This is a genomic window from Enterobacter sp. FUJ80071, from assembly GCF_038739915.1.
Classification (GTDB): Bacteria; Pseudomonadota; Gammaproteobacteria; order Enterobacterales; family Enterobacteriaceae; genus Enterobacter; species Enterobacter kobei.
The window spans coordinates 244,006-262,782 of sequence record NZ_JBBXKH010000002.1; the positions used below are offsets into that span (position 1 = coordinate 244,006).

At 40.7% G+C, this 18,777-nt stretch carries 22 protein-coding genes; 1 reads left to right on the forward strand and 21 read right to left on the reverse strand.

The features are described 5' to 3' along the window. Positions 1-18: 18 nt before the first annotated feature. Entirely contained in the window at positions 19-1,101 is a 1,083-nt protein-coding gene (locus AAER43_RS24420) for a hypothetical protein (protein ID WP_001232447.1), read from the reverse strand. Positions 1,102-1,461: 360 nt separating this feature from the next. Further along, positions 1,462-1,674 carry an Hha/YmoA family nucleoid-associated regulatory protein gene (locus tag AAER43_RS24425; protein ID WP_001285422.1) on the reverse strand — a complete coding sequence of 71 codons (213 nt, stop codon included), beginning with the start codon at positions 1,672-1,674 and terminating at the stop codon, positions 1,462-1,464. A 169-nt stretch (positions 1,675-1,843) separates the two neighbouring features. Here AAER43_RS24425 and AAER43_RS24430 point away from each other — a divergent pair, with 169 nt between their 5' ends. Beyond that, complete coding sequence (locus AAER43_RS24430) at positions 1,844-3,019, forward strand: tyrosine-type recombinase/integrase (RefSeq protein WP_000795949.1); 1,176 nt, start codon at positions 1,844-1,846, stop codon at positions 3,017-3,019. A 21-nt stretch (positions 3,020-3,040) separates the two neighbouring features. Here the strand turns inward: AAER43_RS24430 and AAER43_RS24435 are convergent, their stop codons facing one another. The 19 genes from AAER43_RS24435 to AAER43_RS24525 all read right to left on the reverse strand — a co-directional run bounded on the left by AAER43_RS24435 (position 3,041) and on the right by AAER43_RS24525 (position 18,764). Further along, on the reverse strand, positions 3,041-3,385 hold the full coding sequence (locus AAER43_RS24435; RefSeq protein ID WP_001805195.1) for a hypothetical protein: 345 nt from the start codon (positions 3,383-3,385) through the stop codon (positions 3,041-3,043). Beyond that, positions 3,321-4,226, reverse strand: coding sequence for a hypothetical protein (locus AAER43_RS24440; RefSeq protein ID WP_001198595.1), 906 nt, complete (start codon positions 4,224-4,226; stop codon positions 3,321-3,323). Before AAER43_RS24440 ends, AAER43_RS24435 begins: the two co-directional genes overlap by 65 nt. A gap of 9 nt (positions 4,227-4,235) precedes the next feature. After that, entirely contained in the window at positions 4,236-5,198 is a 963-nt protein-coding gene (locus tag AAER43_RS24445) for a DNA replication terminus site-binding protein (RefSeq protein WP_000119428.1), read from the reverse strand. Between the two features lie 90 nt (positions 5,199-5,288). After that, complete coding sequence (locus tag AAER43_RS24450) at positions 5,289-5,735, reverse strand: hypothetical protein (RefSeq protein WP_000549069.1); 447 nt, start codon at positions 5,733-5,735, stop codon at positions 5,289-5,291. A gap of 16 nt (positions 5,736-5,751) precedes the next feature. Further along, positions 5,752-6,288, reverse strand: coding sequence for a hypothetical protein (locus AAER43_RS24455; protein ID WP_000107167.1), 537 nt, complete (start codon positions 6,286-6,288; stop codon positions 5,752-5,754). A 73-nt stretch (positions 6,289-6,361) separates the two neighbouring features. Next, complete coding sequence (locus AAER43_RS24460) at positions 6,362-6,619, reverse strand: hypothetical protein (RefSeq protein ID WP_001371933.1); 258 nt, start codon at positions 6,617-6,619, stop codon at positions 6,362-6,364. A gap of 7 nt (positions 6,620-6,626) precedes the next feature. Then, positions 6,627-7,217, reverse strand: a complete 591-nt coding sequence (locus tag AAER43_RS24465; RefSeq protein WP_000578891.1) for a hypothetical protein — start codon at positions 7,215-7,217, stop codon at positions 6,627-6,629. 44 nt (positions 7,218-7,261) lie between these two features. Next, on the reverse strand, positions 7,262-7,537 hold the full coding sequence (locus AAER43_RS24470; protein WP_001004201.1) for a hypothetical protein: 276 nt from the start codon (positions 7,535-7,537) through the stop codon (positions 7,262-7,264). A gap of 263 nt (positions 7,538-7,800) precedes the next feature. After that, a complete protein-coding gene (locus tag AAER43_RS24475; RefSeq protein ID WP_000149830.1) occupies positions 7,801-8,757 on the reverse strand; it encodes a hypothetical protein in 957 nt (318 codons plus the stop codon). A gap of 171 nt (positions 8,758-8,928) precedes the next feature. Beyond that, positions 8,929-9,867, reverse strand: coding sequence for a hypothetical protein (locus AAER43_RS24480; protein WP_000472041.1), 939 nt, complete (start codon positions 9,865-9,867; stop codon positions 8,929-8,931). 66 nt (positions 9,868-9,933) lie between these two features. Beyond that, entirely contained in the window at positions 9,934-10,854 is a 921-nt protein-coding gene (locus AAER43_RS24485) for a hypothetical protein (RefSeq protein WP_000991697.1), read from the reverse strand. 68 nt (positions 10,855-10,922) lie between these two features. Continuing rightward, complete coding sequence (locus AAER43_RS24490; protein WP_000691119.1) at positions 10,923-11,858, reverse strand: hypothetical protein; 936 nt, start codon at positions 11,856-11,858, stop codon at positions 10,923-10,925. A 69-nt stretch (positions 11,859-11,927) separates the two neighbouring features. Then, positions 11,928-12,806, reverse strand: coding sequence for a hypothetical protein (locus AAER43_RS24495; protein ID WP_000762003.1), 879 nt, complete (start codon positions 12,804-12,806; stop codon positions 11,928-11,930). A 78-nt stretch (positions 12,807-12,884) separates the two neighbouring features. Further along, positions 12,885-13,406, reverse strand: a complete 522-nt coding sequence (locus tag AAER43_RS24500; protein WP_001011130.1) for a hypothetical protein — start codon at positions 13,404-13,406, stop codon at positions 12,885-12,887. A 269-nt stretch (positions 13,407-13,675) separates the two neighbouring features. Continuing rightward, positions 13,676-14,908 (reverse strand): toprim domain-containing protein, encoded by a 1,233-nt coding sequence (locus AAER43_RS24505; protein ID WP_000220379.1) that lies wholly within the window; start codon positions 14,906-14,908, stop codon positions 13,676-13,678. A gap of 113 nt (positions 14,909-15,021) precedes the next feature. After that, positions 15,022-15,243 (reverse strand): hypothetical protein, encoded by a 222-nt coding sequence (locus AAER43_RS24510; protein WP_000192120.1) that lies wholly within the window; start codon positions 15,241-15,243, stop codon positions 15,022-15,024. A gap of 72 nt (positions 15,244-15,315) precedes the next feature. After that, positions 15,316-17,322, reverse strand: coding sequence for a VWA domain-containing protein (locus AAER43_RS24515; protein ID WP_000762700.1), 2,007 nt, complete (start codon positions 17,320-17,322; stop codon positions 15,316-15,318). 77 nt (positions 17,323-17,399) lie between these two features. Then, positions 17,400-18,527, reverse strand: coding sequence for a DUF3150 domain-containing protein (locus AAER43_RS24520; RefSeq protein WP_000174396.1), 1,128 nt, complete (start codon positions 18,525-18,527; stop codon positions 17,400-17,402). A 63-nt stretch (positions 18,528-18,590) separates the two neighbouring features. Next, positions 18,591-18,764: a hypothetical protein gene (locus AAER43_RS24525; RefSeq protein ID WP_001176645.1), complete on the reverse strand. Its 174-nt coding sequence runs from the start codon at positions 18,762-18,764 to the stop codon at positions 18,591-18,593. Positions 18,765-18,777: the final 13 nt, after the last annotated feature.

Consider the following 18,777-nt stretch of genomic DNA (forward strand, 5'->3'; position numbering starts at 1 on the left):
GCGCAAAGCCCAATTTATTTATAAGAGTGAATAGTTTTGTGGCTCTACCCTGCCGCTCTCCTTTCCTGTGTCATGGTTTTTAACATCTGAAATACTGACATTGTTAAGCCGGTGATTGTATAAGGCGATGCGGACAATCTCATGAAGATATTCAAGTTCGTTTTGTGTCAAGGACTGGCCTTCCTGGGTTTTTGAAATCATTTCCTGCCAGCAGATCAGTCTTTCGTAACTGACATGTTCGCTGTTTTCCAGGCAGTGCAACCTGAAATAGCGAAGGAACAAAGGAAATTCATCGGTCTGAGCGATGTCATAAGCCCGAACCGTTAACCGACACAGACATACAATCGTATCCTGCTGTAACCTGACTAACGCGTTATGACTGCCCGGAAGGATATCAGGCAATTTCATCTTACAGTCAGCAAGGCGCTGAAGAAGAGGCCCTTCCTCTGAAGGCTCCCGTCCCCGATACTCCTGAAGAGGTTCAGATTCAAGTTCATGCATTAATGGATGATATAGCCATTCCCGGGAACTGGTCTCATCAATGATCAGGCTTTCAATGCACTCACTGTATGTTGTTTTACGTCGCCCGAGCTGCACCTGACTGATTTCATATTCAATATCTGGAAGATCGATACGCAATGCGGCAACTCTTTCGGAAGGATGAAGGTGGTCAAAGGTTAACTTCGCAGAAATGCTACGATCCCTGTCCAGAAAGACGGCCACACATAAATCATTAACCTTTACGAACAGATCAGCTGTGCCTCCGAACATACTGCCGCTTCCAATAACCTCATTCAGTGAAACCGGCCCACCATCGTCGCCAGCGAGAAGATTTGGGAAACCAAGAACCTGGTGCTCGTTGATGACTTCAATAATTTTTCCCCGGATGGCTTCCATCAGACCATCACAGTCACCGGCTACAGCAGTACTGTGTGAGAAATGCCAAAGCTTGACCTCCCCCTGCTTTGCTAACAGATCAGTTTTGCAAGCGGGGCAGATGCAGTTACAGTCGATACCCCGGCTGACCTCTGTAATATCTAAAAAGAGTCCTGATTCTCTCTGGAGTCCAAATGGAATACCAAATGTGTAACTCTTACGCATGGCTGCACCCCGTTTTTGATAATTATTCAAACTATATCCGAAATAACGGAGGAGGATTTCTGTAAAACGAATTAAAAGAAATGATTTTTTAGTTTTCCAGATTAATGTTTGACAAGAATCAAATGAGAGCCTTACAAATATGGAGAGAGAAGTTTAGGTAAAGTAACTTTTATCACAACTTCTAAAATTAAGGAGAATATCGGATGTATTTAGCAGTGGGCTTGGCTTATGATTAAAGTCTTTCTCCGAACTTAATAAGAAAGTTAAAAAGACAGGCTATTACAGTGCCTTTAGCCCCGAAAGGGGCATAAACTATTTTCAAATCCAGACACAGTCTTTTTGTTGTGCCAATATCAATAATTACTCGCGAACAAAGGTCCACACACTCGCAGGAACTTTGTCATATAACTTTTTCATTGTCAGTTCAGCTTTACGATGATCATAAGCACCAGAAATTTCAAGAGAGGCGACACCCGAGTTTTTTTCACATAACCTTTCAAATACTTTTTCGAGCGTTTCGAACGAACTACACTTACGGAATTTCATTAAATAAGACTGCTTTGTGTCAGACATAATCAACCTTCTTTAGACAGGCCTCAACTGGCCAGGGATAATCTTAATATCATTTTTCACTTAAGCCTAACGATTTCACAACCTTTTTCGTTGTTTCCACCCTGTTCATAACCAGGTACATGAGTGCTAAAATGACTGTAAATAAAACCAGTGTATCCCGGTGAGCAGGATGAAGAATCAATCAGTGATCAGACAGTTTTCGGAAAGCGAATTGCATCAGCAGCTGGAAACGTTCGGCAACCATGATAAACAGCTTTCACGCTTGATCCGTTACTTTTCCCATCTGAGATACAACACAGCTAAAACCTATCTGCACTGGCTACGAGTATGGAACGAATGGTATCAGGCGAATGCCCGGTTGCATACAGACTGGCCAGTAAGTTCGCTCCCCGTGTCTGAGGAAGCTCTGCTGGCGTTTATGGGGCATCTTGAAGGCAAATTGTCACGAAGCAGCATAAACAGCTGTCTTCAGGCCTTAAACAGTATCCATAAAAAAGGGCTTAACCTGCCCGGGATTATTACGTCTGAAGCATGGTACATGCTGGAAGCCTTAAAACAATCGGAAGCCCGGAAGCGAAAGACGACTAAACAGGCAACTCCCTTTCTTATTGGCGATCTCAAGGCTCTGATAAAGTTACGCAGTACTACAAACTCAGTTCGTAAGCTTCGTGACCTGTGCCTGATCTGGACAGGCTTTGAAACACTGCTCCGTTCATCCGAAATTCGCCGTATACGTCTGAAAGATCTGTCTCTGGATAGTATGACCGGTGAATTTAACCTGACGGTATACCGTACAAAAACGAACATCAGTACACTTCTTACCTACCGGCTGACACGTCAGTTAACTAACTGCCTCTTGAGATTGATGAACCTTGTGAAAATGGATCAGCACAGTCATCCGGATGAATACCTTTTCCAGGCCGTAAATTTCCATGATACAGGCTATATGCCACCCGGCTGGAAGCTTCGGAGTAAAGGGAATGAGCTATCTGAGCTTCTTAAACGGCATAACCTGCCCTACCGTGCTAAACAAAGTCTTCTGAACGATGAAGATGAGGAAGACACTGTGGACGATGCCGGTATGCTCAGCAAAAATTCCCTTTTACGGGCATTTAAAGAAATGTGGAATGAGCTTTATCCAAATGAGACTAAAACCCGTTACTGGACAGGGCACAGCGTTCGTGTAGGCGGTGCGATACAGCTGGATATTGAAGGTTACTCGCTACCACAGATTATGGAAATGGGGAACTGGTCGAATGAAGAAATGGTTATGCGCTACATTCGCAATATTGAAGCTGGTAAAAAAGCCATGATCAAGCTTATGCGAAATGCCTTTGATGAATAGCGCCCTCACGGGCGCATAACTTTATTTTTTCTTGAACGGGTTAAGTCTGGTGAGATTAGAGAGTGCCCCTCCCGGAGGCAAAATTCCCGTCCTTTTATATTTGTACACGCCATTTAATTTCATTGTCTGGATTCCAAGATTAATAAGCGTGACAAGTTTAAGGGTATACAGGAGTGTAAATTGGGGAGCAACCTGAATAAAAACTAATAACAAGCCTGCACACATTACACGTAGCCATGCCGCGTACTCCATGCTCAGCGGACGCTTGAAATAGAATCTTTCGAGCAAATCAACTGTCTTATTACTGATCCACGCCGCCGCCACTGAGAGTAACAACACGATGCACACCATAATGCCCAGTTCCATTTTCACTCCCTTCTCTTTTAGTCTGTTTAAGTTGAGGCTTAGCCACAGTAGTTTTGTTTTTTGCTTTTTTCTTAGGTTTGGTATGGTGAAACAGAAAACAATCCACCATTACCCAACCATTTTTATATCGAGCCACCAGCATCTTCTGGCTGGGGTAATGAGCATGAAACAGCATTTTCACGTCCATGGTGCCCATCAACGACTGTTTGCGCTTTAGCTCATCCTCAGCCATCTGAAATTCTTGTAAGAATTCTGAAGACAGACGCTGACGCAGAATTCTTATGGCACTGGAGTTTTCATCATTCTTTGCCAGGTGCCCGAAGCGTACAAGTGCCTTGTGGGTTATCTGGATGGGTCCCAGATGAGAGCTGAGCTGTTCGTACTGCCAGAAGTAGGTCAAATCCACCTTAACCCAGCTGATGCTGTCCAGCAGAGCCTCGTTCATGATGGTTCCGGACATAGGTACCATTGTCAGCCTGGCCAGACGCATATGTATGTAGTCCGTAAGCAACCTCAGCGACTCAGGAACGTTTTTATTGAGTAGGAGATGCTGAAGCACCGGGGTTGCGGTCTGCCAACACAGATTGCGCCCGTCAGGCAGGAAAGCAAACTTTTGATCGTCAGGCGCAGAGTTCGAAGCGTTTTCCTTACGAAGCAAAAAATAATGGCCGCACAGCAGCTCTGCTCTTACCTGGTCCTCGTCAGGGTCATGTCGGGCTTTACTTAGATCAACGGTTAGCACAACGCGGTTAATCGCATCAGCGTGATATTTTTTTACCCAGACGCAGACACGATAGAGACGCTCATCGATTTTCTGGCTGGCTGTGGAAATCCATTGCATTGTTGTTCCTTAATTTTCGGGGCTGACAATGAAAATGCCCAGCTCAGCCCCCGGCACGAGTTCTGTATATTTCAGGCTCAGCTTCCGTTGGTTGGACGGACCCTGGCTGTTTTCAGGAGCCCAGTCAGAGAGCGTTTTTAATTGAGGTATGTTGCCTGCTGCGAAAATGGGCAAGGATGCTTTTACTACTGAATAATCAGTCTCAGCATATTTATTCCCGTTTCGTTCCTGCCCTTCAGGCCTAAATGCAAAAATGTGAGCAATCGGAACAGGGAAAGAGTTAGTTCGACAAAGGCGATAAGATTCGCCCTGCTTCAGTGGGTGAAATTCAAGACGGTGTAAAGCCTTATCGATATTAGACACGACATTCAAATTGGTAGTTGCTACATTTTTTACTTCTGAGGCTCTCCTGCGCTCCAACAAACTCACAAGTTGCTCTGCTGTTTTAACTTCCTGGTTTCGGTTTAGCCGCCATGAAAAAGTAACTTTTTTAAGCTGGGACTTGATGAAAAGGATATTTCTTGTTGAGTGCATAGCGACAAGGCCCGGGAGCTTCTTGTGCACTTTATCAAAACGGACATTCTTTTTATTATCGATACGCCTCATTGCCGCAGCAAAATCATTTTTTGCTTCGTTTATAGAAGTGATCAAGCTTTCGAGAAGATCTGCTCTTTCGGGGACAATGATTAGACCCGGGTATTTAGTGGTTACTTTGGTGGAATCATGACTTAATGACTCTATGTCATCCACACAGATGTCAGTAAGTGCCTGAATAATTTCCTCAACCGAAGCATCGTCTTTAATACTAACCCTGATGGGTTTAACCTGCTTCAAGCGCTCTTCTGTTCTAGATACGGTGGAGACAGTCATCAGGTTTGCCATCATCGGGGGGGTGTTCGAAAGAAAACACTTGAGCGAGTCGATGCGTTCCAGAATCTGGTCACGAAAATAGGGCAAATCGTCATAACTCATACGTTTCTCCAGGCTCATGTTATTTCCAATCAATTTTGCTGCCCAGGCTGACCTTGCAGAACATAAATGTCATGTAAACCTCTAAAGAAGTCATTTTGAAACAGCTTTCACAGCATGCGATTTATGTTCGATAGGGCTCATGAACAAAGGATGATAATGGAGACGCCATGGATAGTGGATAGTCTTACCCACCTGGGTGATCCGATTGAGGCGAAAACGACCATTTATACAGTCAACTGACCAAAGCCCGGGAGAAACTAACCTCTTCCAGCGGTAAAAAGAGAAACCTGCAACACAGAGGTCATGCTCCAGGAAATGTTGAGTTTCGACGACGCGAACTTTTATCAAAAACCCCAGCATTGGCGAAAACCAGATCAACAACCATGTTGGCGGCAGGATGACTTTGTTCAGGAGATGATCTGTCATAAGCAAGGCAGATAACATCAGAAAACTGATAGTCAACCACAGGGCCATCCAACCGGCCCATACGCGGCTCTGACAGGGTTTCCATTCGAGAAGAAAAAGTTTTTTATGCATTCTGCCCCGCCTAATTTTAATGTATTGCCGAAGTATGCTGCATCATGATGGTGGTGCGGGGAAAGATTTCAAACTTCCACAATTCTGAAGCCGTGTTCCAACCATGAAAGATCCCGTCTCCACAGCGAGTGTTAAAAGCAAGAATTTCATCCCTGACCTGGTAAGCGAGCACTTCTGGCATATCAATAAACTCAGGTAAGGAAAGAAGAATTCCATGGATAACTTCTCCGGTTAACTTACTCATAACCTCTTCCTCAGACAGGGCAGCGTCCGGGAACAAACACAACGGAAGTGAAAAACAACATAGGTCAAGACCAATAGCAGCCCTTCCTGCGTCGTAGCCTTCTTCATTAACGACAAAACGAAAGAATTTTTCTGTCTCACCCCGTAATGATGACGGTCCTTCAGACGGAACTTCAATACCACTGAAGACTTTATCGGTCCAGTTGGTAAAAGGACTGGTGAAAACCCAACAAATTAAGGATAACGCCAGCTCTTCCTTAAACATACGTTCAGTGCCGGTAGTTCTGGAAAGTTGCTTTTGAGTACTCATGTTTTACCTGTTGCATGAAATTATTGATGTTATATAAACACAACCGGCATTTTATCTAATAGGTTTGAAAACACTAAAAATCGCAAATGCTGGTACCTTTCTGTTTTAAGAGATTTTCAAGGTAAAGTGAGGCTAGATCAATTGGCTGGTTCTCTTCAAGACAGGCTCGCACAAGATCTTCAATAGAGACCGAATCAACCCCCCTTCCCTGTAAAATTTCTTTAGCAGATGCCAGCGTTTTATGAACGCTTCGACTTAGTTGTAATCTGACTTGTGTGCGGGTATCAAAAAGACAATCTTCTGTGACACTTTGTGAAACGGTTCTACTCATTGAAAAATCACTCCATTTCTGGGATCGAATGAAAATTAACAGCTATAGATGTATCAGGTTTCCCATTTTCTACGATACTCAACCACGTACGCGCTGAGATTTGTTGTTCACAGACGAGTATGTAACCTGTTCCCTGTTGATGATGTAGCTCAAGAGCTTTTAGGATAGGCTCTGAATGAGGTCCGAGAGCATCACGCGTGTGAATAAGCGTTTGCTCTGGCAATACGTTGCTAAGCATAGACAGCAGAACATTACGCTCATCCTCATTATCCGACAAAACAAGAATTATACGAAAACCCGTTTTTATACGAAATCTGATTTCTGAAACTAACTTTCTTAATCTTAATTTATATATGACCAGGCGGAATCGAGTCATCAGTAAAGAGACCACTGTGAAGATAACGATTACTGCGCCATATTTTGACCTGTAGAACCACCAGTTAAGGCCTCCAGCAACTATCAGGATTAACATTAAAATTAAACTCCCATAGAAAAAAAGTGCTGGGTAGCGAGTTGTCTTTCCTTCAATTAGTGCTGAGGCAAATATCAAAATGGATATTCCGTAAATTACCCAGTCAAAAATACTTTCTCCAATCATTCTTTAGTGAACATCCTTAAAAGTGGAAATGTAGGTTTATGGGTTTATGCATTTTCCTGATGGCCTTGACAACCAAGGATTTCACAGAAATTGTCACAGTGTGAAGCTGTAACAAAGCGCTCTCCACGTTCGAATCGCTCAACCAAATCCTTTCTTACTTCACTTCCAGGTTTCTGGAAGATGTACTCAAGCTGGAGATCCTCGGCCGTTGAAAGTAGTCGTTCTATGCTGAAATCAACATGGTAAAAGCAAAACTGATTATCAACCGGGGGAAAGTTGCTTTTGGTACTGTTCTCGTTTTTGGATTTTAGTTCATTCATGAGCTCTCCTTGGTTGAGAACAGTATACAAATCTCTTTAGGGATTTTTTTTCGTTAATAGCACTTTTTTGAGTTTAAAGAGTATGTTCATACCAGAGCATTAGAGGCTACGAAAAGGATAATGGAATTAGAAAGATAGATTTTAAGTGGTGATGTAAGGTGGGATAGGTAGAAGAGGAGTAGACGCTTGTAAGCGAGGCAAAAAAAAGGCACGGAAACCGTGCCATAAGAGTATGTGAGAAAAAATCAAAATCAGGGAAAGAATCAAGCAGCTTGTGAAACTGAATCTCCAACTGCAAGATTTAAATTTCTTAGGTTATCGAAAACTTCAGATACTAAGTCATTACGGTCGTGGATTTTAATCCGCCCACCGGTTAACTCTGAAACATAAACGGTATGGCAGAGGTCAGTAACCACTTCGCCGTATTCATCAACGACTTCCAAAGATGCAATCATCGGAATATAAGAAGCCGCAGCATAGCTCTCATAAATACTTATTATGGAGTCATTGTTGCGTCGAGAAATTACCCTACCAGAAGGTAAAGCCTCATCTTCCATATAGCAATCAGATAGGTCCTCACAGAAGTCATTTTCTTTAAGTGAAATATTAAGGGTCAATTCACTGTTGATAGAGCGTGAATAAGAATATTCACTCAGTTTATAGCAAGCCAAACTTATATCACTAAAAGTTTCATAAGCTTTATAGAGGCTCGATGTTATAGACTCAGATACAAATGTTATTAGTCCAATAAAATGAGTATCCCAGAACTGTTGCAAAGCAAAACGGGCAATCATAACCTGACCATCAACCTGCATCAGTCTGTTATATTCATCCCGGTCATAACCTTTCGACTGAGAAACATCATTAGACATGCTAAGAACTTCACTACAAACATCATCATATTCAAAACGGCTAGTTGCAAAGTGTTTTCCTGAAATCTCAAGGTACTGACCAGAGACTGCGTCAAACACCTCAAGAAAGTAACAGAGTCGAGATTTTAAAGATTCTCTGTTTAAAGCTTCTATTTCATTCTCAGAGATACTATCGACATATAAATCAACAGCATTCTTGAGTTCAATAGCTTTGATATTACAGGTAAAAGAAAGCTCGTCACTTTGACAATGGCAAACACTTAATACTATATCCGCCTCATCAAAATCTATGCCAAGATAGCTCAGAACTGCTCGGACATAGTTTTTATCATCAGATGAATGTGTCATATACACTACCTCAAATTTGAGAGGAAGTGCCCCAGAAGGGAAGCGACTTCCCCACTGGGTTAGATAAAAGTTTGGTTAAGCTAAAAGAAGATGCCAGCGACAGATTTTACATTGTCATAGACAAGTGTCTTCAGCCAACCAAAGTTACTTTTTTGGACTGAAGCAAAAGGATCATTGAGACGCGTTACGAAAATCGTCAAAAGCTTCAGTTATTAGTAATGTGCGATCAGTTACTCTGTATCGGTCATTACTTTCGAGAGATACGTAAGTTGAATGCGAAGAATCACAGACAACACGCCCTCTTTTATTGATCAATCTTACTTCCATCATCACCGGCACATTGATAATTGAAGCAACATCGGTATAGAGGGATATGAGGGCATCATTGTCACAATATAACGCCCCGTTCCCATCAAATGTATCGTTAAACTTAATATATATATCTGGCATATTTGCCGGATAATCATCAGTATTGAAATCAATGCATAACTTTAAGTCATCATTAATACGGCGATTAATCTTATGCTGCCCAACACGTACAAAGCCATGTTCAACAGCTTTGATAATCCTTAAAGTTTCATTAAGACAATCTGTAATTCTTTTCTCGACAAATGAGATAAAGTCACCAAAGTCGGAATGAAAAAACTGTTTAAGTGCAAATTTCGCAACTAACACTTTCCCATCCACCTTCATTTTATCGAGATAAAGATTTCTTATAGCATCAGTAGAAGAATTAGCTTTAGATAACTCTTCACAGTCATTAATAATCATTGAAACAATATCAATAACTTTAACTGGGCTTAAAGTATTACTATATCCGCGAATATCAAACGTAAAAAATCCGAAATTCTTAAATACTCCAAGAAAATAAATTATTTTTTGTTTCAAAAGAATAGAATCGGAGTAAGATGCGTTGTGCTTTATTAGTTCAGATATGTAGAGATCCAACATACAATTTAAATTATCGATATCTACATCGTAATCAAAGGTTACTTTGTCGAACGAAGTATCAGATAATTGAACGGTTATATCGTCAGCGGGAACATTAAGGCCTAAATTTTGATAAAGAAAGGCACTAACAAATTCCACGTGGTCAGATTCTTTAAACATTTACACTACCTCATGACTAAAAAGGAAGTGCTTCCCACCGGGAAGCAAGTTCCCGGATGGGTTAGATTAATTATAAAAGAGTTCTTCAGAAGGTACATGCATTTCTGGTTTGAACTGTTTTAAGGAGTTGTTTATAGCTTTTCGATATAACCCTGAAGAGTGTGGCTTAAACATTTGATATTCCGTAACGAGCAGAGGAGACGTAAAGCATCCTAAGTTCACTAGTGAAATATTTGATGTTTCTTCACAAACATCTAATTCAGCGTATATCCGCCTCTTCATTACCCTGCCTGCTAAATAGCGACGAACATGATTTATAAACTTGTCCGCATCTGATATAGAATTAACTATATAATCAGATGTGACTATCTGATTAGATACAGTTTCAGGTATAGCTTCGGCTATTATTTTTACGTTCATTTCATAATCAACACTATGGAAGCAAGCAAGAATTTGTGGCTTCGCGCTTTCTAAAATCTTTTCAAGAACAGAAAAAATCAGAGAGAACTCGTTTAAAATTCGCTTTTGTATAAGTCCATGTAGATGTTTTATGAAAGGAGAACCGTGTTCAACAAGGCCTAGTATAAGATCCTTAGAGGCCAAATCTGAGCGGTAATAAACGTATTCTAGATTATCCCGGTTAAATCCTTTGATAAGCAAATCAGGCTGCTCTGAGACCAGTCGTAAATGAGTTGAAGCTATAGAAACTTCAAAACGAAAGTTCGCGAGATTTACAGGGCCTGCTTTTAATGTAGCCGCTTCGGAAAAATAAATGAAAAGAGGATGCAAATCATCGTTACCACAGTAAAGATGGTCTGCGCCCTTAAGATATTTCACCAAATGAGGTAGAAAAGATATTACTGGAATATCAGCCACAAATCGAATATGCCGAAATGGTTTTGAATCCAAATATATATTTTCCACTACAGCGCCAACAAAACCCATTTTAACAAGAATAGATTCAACTAACTTTTGTATCGCATTCATTTAAATACCCTCTTAATAGAGGGATTTCTCCCAAAGGGAGAAATCCCTATGGGAGAAAATAATTTTAATTAATAATTGTAGCGAAGCGCATGTTCTTTTTCACTAAGATGGTTTTCATATTCCGACTTACCAGAACTTAAACACTCTTTGAAAAAGACCTTTGAAAAATTCTTCAAGTCACTTCGGTTGTTAATTTCTTTGTCAGACATCAACTTAGCTGAGTGTGAGGTATCCACAGGCCCCAACCACCATTCATATTTAATATAAACACAATTGGTTTTTGTATGTCCATTTAGAAATCGTTTTGCATTTCTAAGTATTTTTCTACAACCGTTAAGGTCTGAAAGTAAGATATCTGGAGCAATGAGCTCTTCCAGAATATGACCAGGTAAGCCTTTCCTAAAAAGCTCAACATCGTAACTACAATACCAGTCACGATAATTAAAAGCTTTAATAAGTCTTTCAGGTGTATCCAAAGATATCTTATTCAGGATTTTTAATGCAAAGCATACAGCATCTTTTAACAACTCGTGCACCTCAACATTGATAAATGAGAAAAACGAGCTTAATTCTTTCTCTAAGGAATTATACAACTTACCGTAAATATCCTGAGAAAAAAGATACTGCAATCTTTCTTTATTATAAGTGCAATTCGAAATTGAATAGACTTCTCCTCTTTCGATTTTGCACCCTTCCCTTAAAACTATAGGAAACCTCAAATGGTTAACAATGAAAGAATGATTCTTTCTTTGCTTCAAAGCATCTAATTGAAATTTCGTAATTTCCTCCAGATTTGCATCTTCAAAACCTGGAAAGGGAATATCACAGAAACAAGAACTATATGCTTTTGCTGATTCATACATAAACTCCAGTGAAACATCAGCATCAAAAGACATACCAGAGAACATGCCCTGCCCATTGTCTAAAAATGTAATGTTTTTAACCTGTATTTTTTTATGTTGAACAACCAAAAAGGCATTAATGATTTTTTCGATAATTTTCATGTGATCCTCTCTCAATAAAAAAGGGATCACTCCCATATGGGGTGTGATCCCCACATGGGTATAATTTAATTAAAAATCTGTAAGACCTAAATCTTTATTTCTACCACAAACTGTAGAAGATATAAGACGTTTTACTCGCTTTCGAGCACTTCGGCCTGACGTATCTTTCAAGTACATCGGTAATGACAATGATGAGATTTGATTACTTCGCTTATGATGGCAGACTATATAGCCCTGCCTCCACCCCGAACGCACAAACTCACGGATGCGGTTAATATATGCCGAAGCTTGAGATTTTGTACTTATCGATTCAGAACACTTTAAGTTCTGTTCGATAGAGTAAAGCTCAGCCGCCATTAATTTCACCTCATACAGGTCATCCCCATAACTTATAGTTTTCAACAGCTCTTCCTTTTCCCGAATGAAAAATACTTGCTGCATTCCAAGGATCAGGTCATAGGCCTCTCGAAAGAGGTCGATAAGCTTATTACGAACATAAATCATAAACTCCTCAAAGTGCTGAAGCCAGAAATAAGCCGCATTACTTATTTGTGAATTGTGAGAACAAACAAGCCCTTTAGCAAGCTCGACCTCTTCCTCCCGAAAAGTAAAGTTACTTTTCTTAAACCGACTTTGTTCAAAAATGCTTTGATGCATTTCTATCCATACAGAAACAAAACCGAGGGATTCAAATTCTTCGTTTAACAAATGTAAACTTTCGAAGATTTTCTGAATTTCGATCCCGATGTCATATGACAGTGGACATTCTTTTATAGAATAAACATAACCGGGTAGGAAGTGAGATAAATGCTCAGTTCGCAAATATAAACTGAATTTAAGTTCTGTCAGTGGTTGTTTCAAAGATAATTTAGATGATTCGCTTATATTTACTGGTTCAACACCATTTCTAATCAAAATAGCTTTTACCAGGTCCGTAGCTAACTTCATACAGCCTCCAGTCGTTATTGAGGCCTCCCTGATGCAGGTTGGCCATCAGGGAAAATATGTAAATCAATTAGCAACCAATCAGACCGTTGCCATTACATTGTCAATGTATCTGACAAGGGATGGGCGGTCGTCCTGTAAGGCAAAACGGCGAAGGTCATCAAGATTATACGCAGGAAGATAATCAGCGTAACCTCGAATACGAAGGTCCTCAACCACAACTTTTATATACTCAAATCGTCCAAGATTTCCTTTTAATGGGGGTTTTCCTGGACTAGACAGCATATCGTCTGCTTGCTCCCATGTGATTTCTTTAGCTTCACCACTATGTAGATCAAGATGGACATATATGAATGACTTATAATCTCCACGGCAACGAAGATAATATTTCGGATAGAAATATTTGTCACAACGCAACAAACACGTTCCTGAAGGACGAACTACGTACAACAGGTTTCTGTCATTTTCTAATATGCCATGTTTCAAAATCGTTATATCTATCTCATTATCATGCAGCAAATAGCATGACGATGGTTCATTGACGATGCGCGATTTTATAACAGCAGCAAATTTATTAAAAACTTCGTTAGTTTGAAAATTCATTAAAATGCTCTCCGATGTAAAACGACGAGCATCACCATAACGGTAATACTCCCGTTATGGGTTTTAATAGTTTATGGAATAACCATGTCATACAACCGACCATAGCCAGTAGTACCGCACATTTATTTAACTGAGCAAGCATCTCAGCCGTGAAAAGACCTTAAAGGCAGGTAATTATCACGAAGGAAAGCGGTTATCTTATCAATACAATTTAAAAAATAATATTGATAAGATAACCCCCCCCGCAAAATGCGGGGGAGTTATCGTTGTTACAGCTGATTAAGACATTCAGGAGCCCAGTGAATCGGGAATCCATCCTGCCCTGTTAACTGGAGAACATCGTTCCAGTCGATACCCTTTTTCCCATCAGGAATATCTTGTGCTGGTTCGAAGACTTCAATTGTCAGCTTTGATGCGGGATATCGTTTAGCCAAAAACTCAACCATGCGGCTTTGAAGTCGCTGAGCAGCTTCGATACCGGCACGAGTGCCTTGTGAGTTAGCAATATCCTTATCCGCCCAGATATAAAAGTTTATATATTTTACATCCGGCGGAGGCAGTAAAAAATCAGGAACAGTAACGTTTTCAAGGCACCATGCGGAGCTGGCTGCCCAGCATGGTGTTGAAGTCGCTTCTACAACAGAAAGCGCATTCTCGATCCCTTCAGCCACTCCCAGTGTCCAGGTCGAACTACCTGAATCATAGTGAGGGTCAAACAACTGAATTGAGCCACCTGTCATATCGGCAGGAGGCTTCATCATCAGCTTTGGATTTTCTACAGGTGCCTTATCACCGTTTTTGTCTACGTATGTTCTATGGATAGTCAGAGGCCGACCTCGGGTGTCACGATAGATTGCAATCATTCCCGGATAGATAATCGATTTCTGCTTATCTTTATCCCAATAGTAGATCCGGTTATTAAAGCCTAAATCCTTTGGTAAGTGACTCAGTAAGCGGGAGATCCCACGATTACGGAGGTACAAAGCAACAGGAGTATTAGGCTTTATTTCACCGGTATAGTGATACATCACATCAAGTTTTCGCATTCGCTTTGCCACTTCCTCTCGGTCAAGAGTTTCTGTGGCACGAACTGCTGATTTATAGCGTCGTTCATTTTCAATGTCGGCGTCAGTTAACGGAGCATGCAGATCCATCCCGAAAAAATCTGAGAGAATCTTTTTGCAAGTCTGCGTTTTACTTAATTCATAATATTTCGCCAGAACATCAATTCCGTCGCAAAACTCATTTACCGGAAAGTCATTATGGATCGCACATCCGGTATAAAGGTCTTTTTGCCGGAAACGAAACTTCGATTTCCCTGCGCCAGTAAACGGGCAAGGAACCTGGCTCGGGGCTTTTGCACAAGCGTCTTTGAAAGCAGGTATTCTTTCGAATATATACTTCCAGCCAGACACTTCAGCAATTCGAGCATGAACGAGTTTAATAAAGTGTTCAGATACTTCCTGTGGTTTACGACGAAGAGCCGGGGATGCATAAGTCATGATGATCTCTCTTATCTGGCATTGTGAGTTTCTCAATGCCTTCTGCGGTGCAGAAGACAGGGAGAAACCCACAACGCAGAATTTAAGAAAGAGGGCCCGGGGGCCCTCAACATTTATGCTTCAGTCGTGAAGCCATTATTCTCAAGACGCTGTATGTAGTTATCTACAAGTAACGCAGCCTGCTGGCTATTACCCTCCGCTATAGTGACTTCGCGGAAGATTCTTTCCTGAGGGCTATCATTGCTTATAACTTCACCAACACGTCCGAAAATACGGACTTTATGCATCGCACCGACTTTTTCATGTTCTACACGGTAAGTTTTTATCTGAGTCATATTTTGCTCCTTATTCCTTCATGGAGCAAAAAGACCCACCGGGGCCTTTTTGCCCCGATTGGGTAGAGTTTATTAAGAAAGTATTTGATGAACTAGCTTACTGACTTCAATAGACAATAAAGAAGTATCATCAACTGTTACGAAAGTGTCCGTTTCAAAACCAATTATTTCATCAGTCTTAATACCAACACCAACGATTTCTATTCCATTACATTTAGCCTTTTCCATAACTTCGACGATAGTAAATTCCGATTTATTCGGATAACCATCAGTTATAAGAAAAATTATTTTCCTATCGAATTGGCTGTCAAGTAACAGATCAACAGCTGCCATTAAAGCAGATCCCGTAGGGGTATAATAACCCTTACATCCAAGAGTGAATTTCGATAGAGATTCCTCAACGCTTTGATCAAACGTTTTGATAATCTCAAATTCACTTTCCTTGAAGGGAAAAACTATATTGGAGACATGCATTTTTGACAAACTTTCAGCGGCCATCGATAAAGCAAGATCTGACTTAATGGCATGAATATATCTTTCATCATTAGCCATTGACGCTGAAATATCACGAACTAATACGAGGCCAACATGCCCTCTATTTTTAGATTCGCTTTGAGCTCTGAAGACATCACGAACTCCCATTTGTGACAGAATTAATCGATTTCCATCGAAGGTAATTCCACGCTCATGAGTTTTGTTTCGGCCACGCATTTTAACCTGCTGTAAAACAGACAAGTCGCTACCGATTGAATGACTCAGAGACAAAGCCTCATTGTAAACATTCAAATCGATAAGGAGATCAGGGATATCCCATTCAGAAGCACCGAATTCGGCTTTCACGTCATCGGATACTTTTGATGCAATACCTTCAATCTCTTTAGCCAAAGCATCGTGATAATCTTCGCTATCCTCATCACTGCTAAGAAAGGCATCCAACAAATCTGCCAGTATCTCCCATTGAGCCGATGAAAAGTTACTTTCATCTTCAACGTTAGTCGAACTGGCTTCATCTGATTCACTCTCGGAAGGGTTAATCGCATCAGTATCGTCTTCAATAATGTTATCACCCGTGGGATTGCCACCGGTGGGTTCATTATTTCCCTCGTTATCTTCAGCAAGTTCTGAAGGCTCAGAACATCCCTCTTGAGCAAGATCAGCGTTATCGGAAGTATCTGCCTGACCTTCACTATCGTCCTCAGAATCATCCTCACGACTATCAGTCGACGTAAGCGATTTATCTTCTGATTCGGTATCGGTATCGGTCTCGGATTCATCATATGCCTCCTGCTCCTCCTGCTCTGTCTGCTGCTGTTGTTCCTTTGCCTCATCCCGCAGTCTCTCTAAAAGAGCCAGGGTCTTACGAGCAAGGGATTCACAGCCCTGAGTATTTTCACAACCAAGAGCATCATGAAAAATTTCCTCAACATCAGAAATTACTGGAGAAAGTATCTTTTGGGCATAGTCAAAAAACGGATCGAGGGTTTCTTTGTGACCTACCTGCTGAAGGACTTTTACTCGCAATGAGTTAAGCAGATACCACTCAATAAATAGGACAGGATTTTCCGGACGAGAAGATATATCAGGAGTCATCCTTCCGGCTTTAACCATCAGTGCGTAAGTGGCTGCAAGCCGCCGCTTTGCATCCGGATAATCGTTACCAACCTTCTCTTCCATCTGTACATCATCGAACAGATTTATAAGCCCGGTAAGACGTTTTGCCCTGCTATAAGCTTTACGTTTCTCAGCGAGGCTCTCAAACTCTGCATTCATTCCGTCATCGAAGCGTGTAAACCCTTCAGATGACATGAGAACACTATTAAAGGCGTCACTGTAAACCTCACTGACGGTATAGCGACCATGACCAGCTTCATGACAGGTAAAACCTTCAATCAGACTGACAAAGTCATCATCGCTATAATCGCCGTTTGGTAAAACACAAACTTTATTGACAGGATCAAAATACGGTCCTTTGGTATTGTCGTCTATTACAACTCTTACATCGCCTAAGCCGCTAATGACTTTTGCTATATTCTGTAAACGCTTAATATGGCGCGGCGATGATTTAAGATCTAATTTCATAGAATACCTCTTTATAAAAAAGGGGTACTCACCCAGATGGTGAAGTACCCATCTGGGGTTTTTAATAAAGCAAACAGTTACCAGCCTTTGAGCTCGATATCAAAACCATTTTCAGCATTGTCTTCCTGTTGCGAAACTGATTTCTCAGGTTCAGCTACAGAATCAGTGTTTGAAAACGTGCTGTTTTTTATATCGTTCTCTACGACAGGTTCAACCTGAAACACATTTGTTGAATCTAAAATAGCTTCAATACCTGTGTTCTGTAGCGCGTTCGGTTCTGTTTGTGAGCTTTGATTAAATGATCTGGTAATAGATTCCAACCAGTCAGTAACCTTTTGCTCTCCTGAAATAATACGCTTTAACATTGAAGCATCACTCATGAAATAAAACCACTGCTGTAACACCGCAACGTCGCGAGGTTCAGAAATGGCACCTTTAGGTAAATTATTCATTATGTGTTTTATAGCTTCTGCAAGTACTGCCGCCTCTTTATGTATAAACATGAAGCTAATGATCTTATTTTGCATTTGCTTCAGTCGGTCAATAGTACTTGAGCGCAAATTATTATTTTTACTAATTTTTTCATAAACCCTCATTGCTTCTTCTGCCAGATCTGTTATCAATTGTTCCTGATAGTAGTCCTGGGTTTCATCACCTTCAACGCTAATAGGCGTAAAAGGAATAAAGTGAGCAATATTAAATCTAAAGGATTTTATGAAATCATCTTTAGTTAATTTCAACTGATCAATCAAAGAAGACATTCTTGGGCTTCTATTTTTTTCAGCCTCAATATGCATCTCATAATTGTCTACAACGTTTTGAATACCTGCCTGAAACTCTCGTTCAATCTCTTGGGCCCCTTCCAGAAACTCTTCCATACTGGAAACTGGTAAAATCCACATATTGCTATAGCGGATGCACAAGCGTGAGCAAAGGGTTGATATTCTGCTGGTAATCGTACTTTTGAAGCTAAGGGCTTTTATGTCAATCCAACGTACTTCGCTTTTAGATACGCTTTTTTGATCCGTAATATCATCTCCATCATAAGACAAATCGATTTTATCGGTTCGACGCGATCCTTGACAGCCACTTATTTCAATTTTTGTTATAACTGCACCTTCCAGTAAATCTGGATATGATTTTGCAAAATTCTCAGAGATTTGTTTTGCAGATACTTTGTTAAGCATTGAAGTATTTAAAGTCATGGGTTTCTCCAAAAAAAAGGGGAAACCCTCCCCAACGGGAAAGATTTCCCGATAGGGTTGATATTAAAGCTTCTCTGGTGCAATTAAAAGAATACCGGGAAACTCAGCGGCAACATCATCATTGCCCATTGCTCCCTGATACATATAACCTTTTAATTCCATTTCTTTAATTAGACCTTCCATATTTATTTTACCATCATGATAAAACAATAAAGAATAGTCGTTATTCAGTTGCATAAGTCCAGTAAAA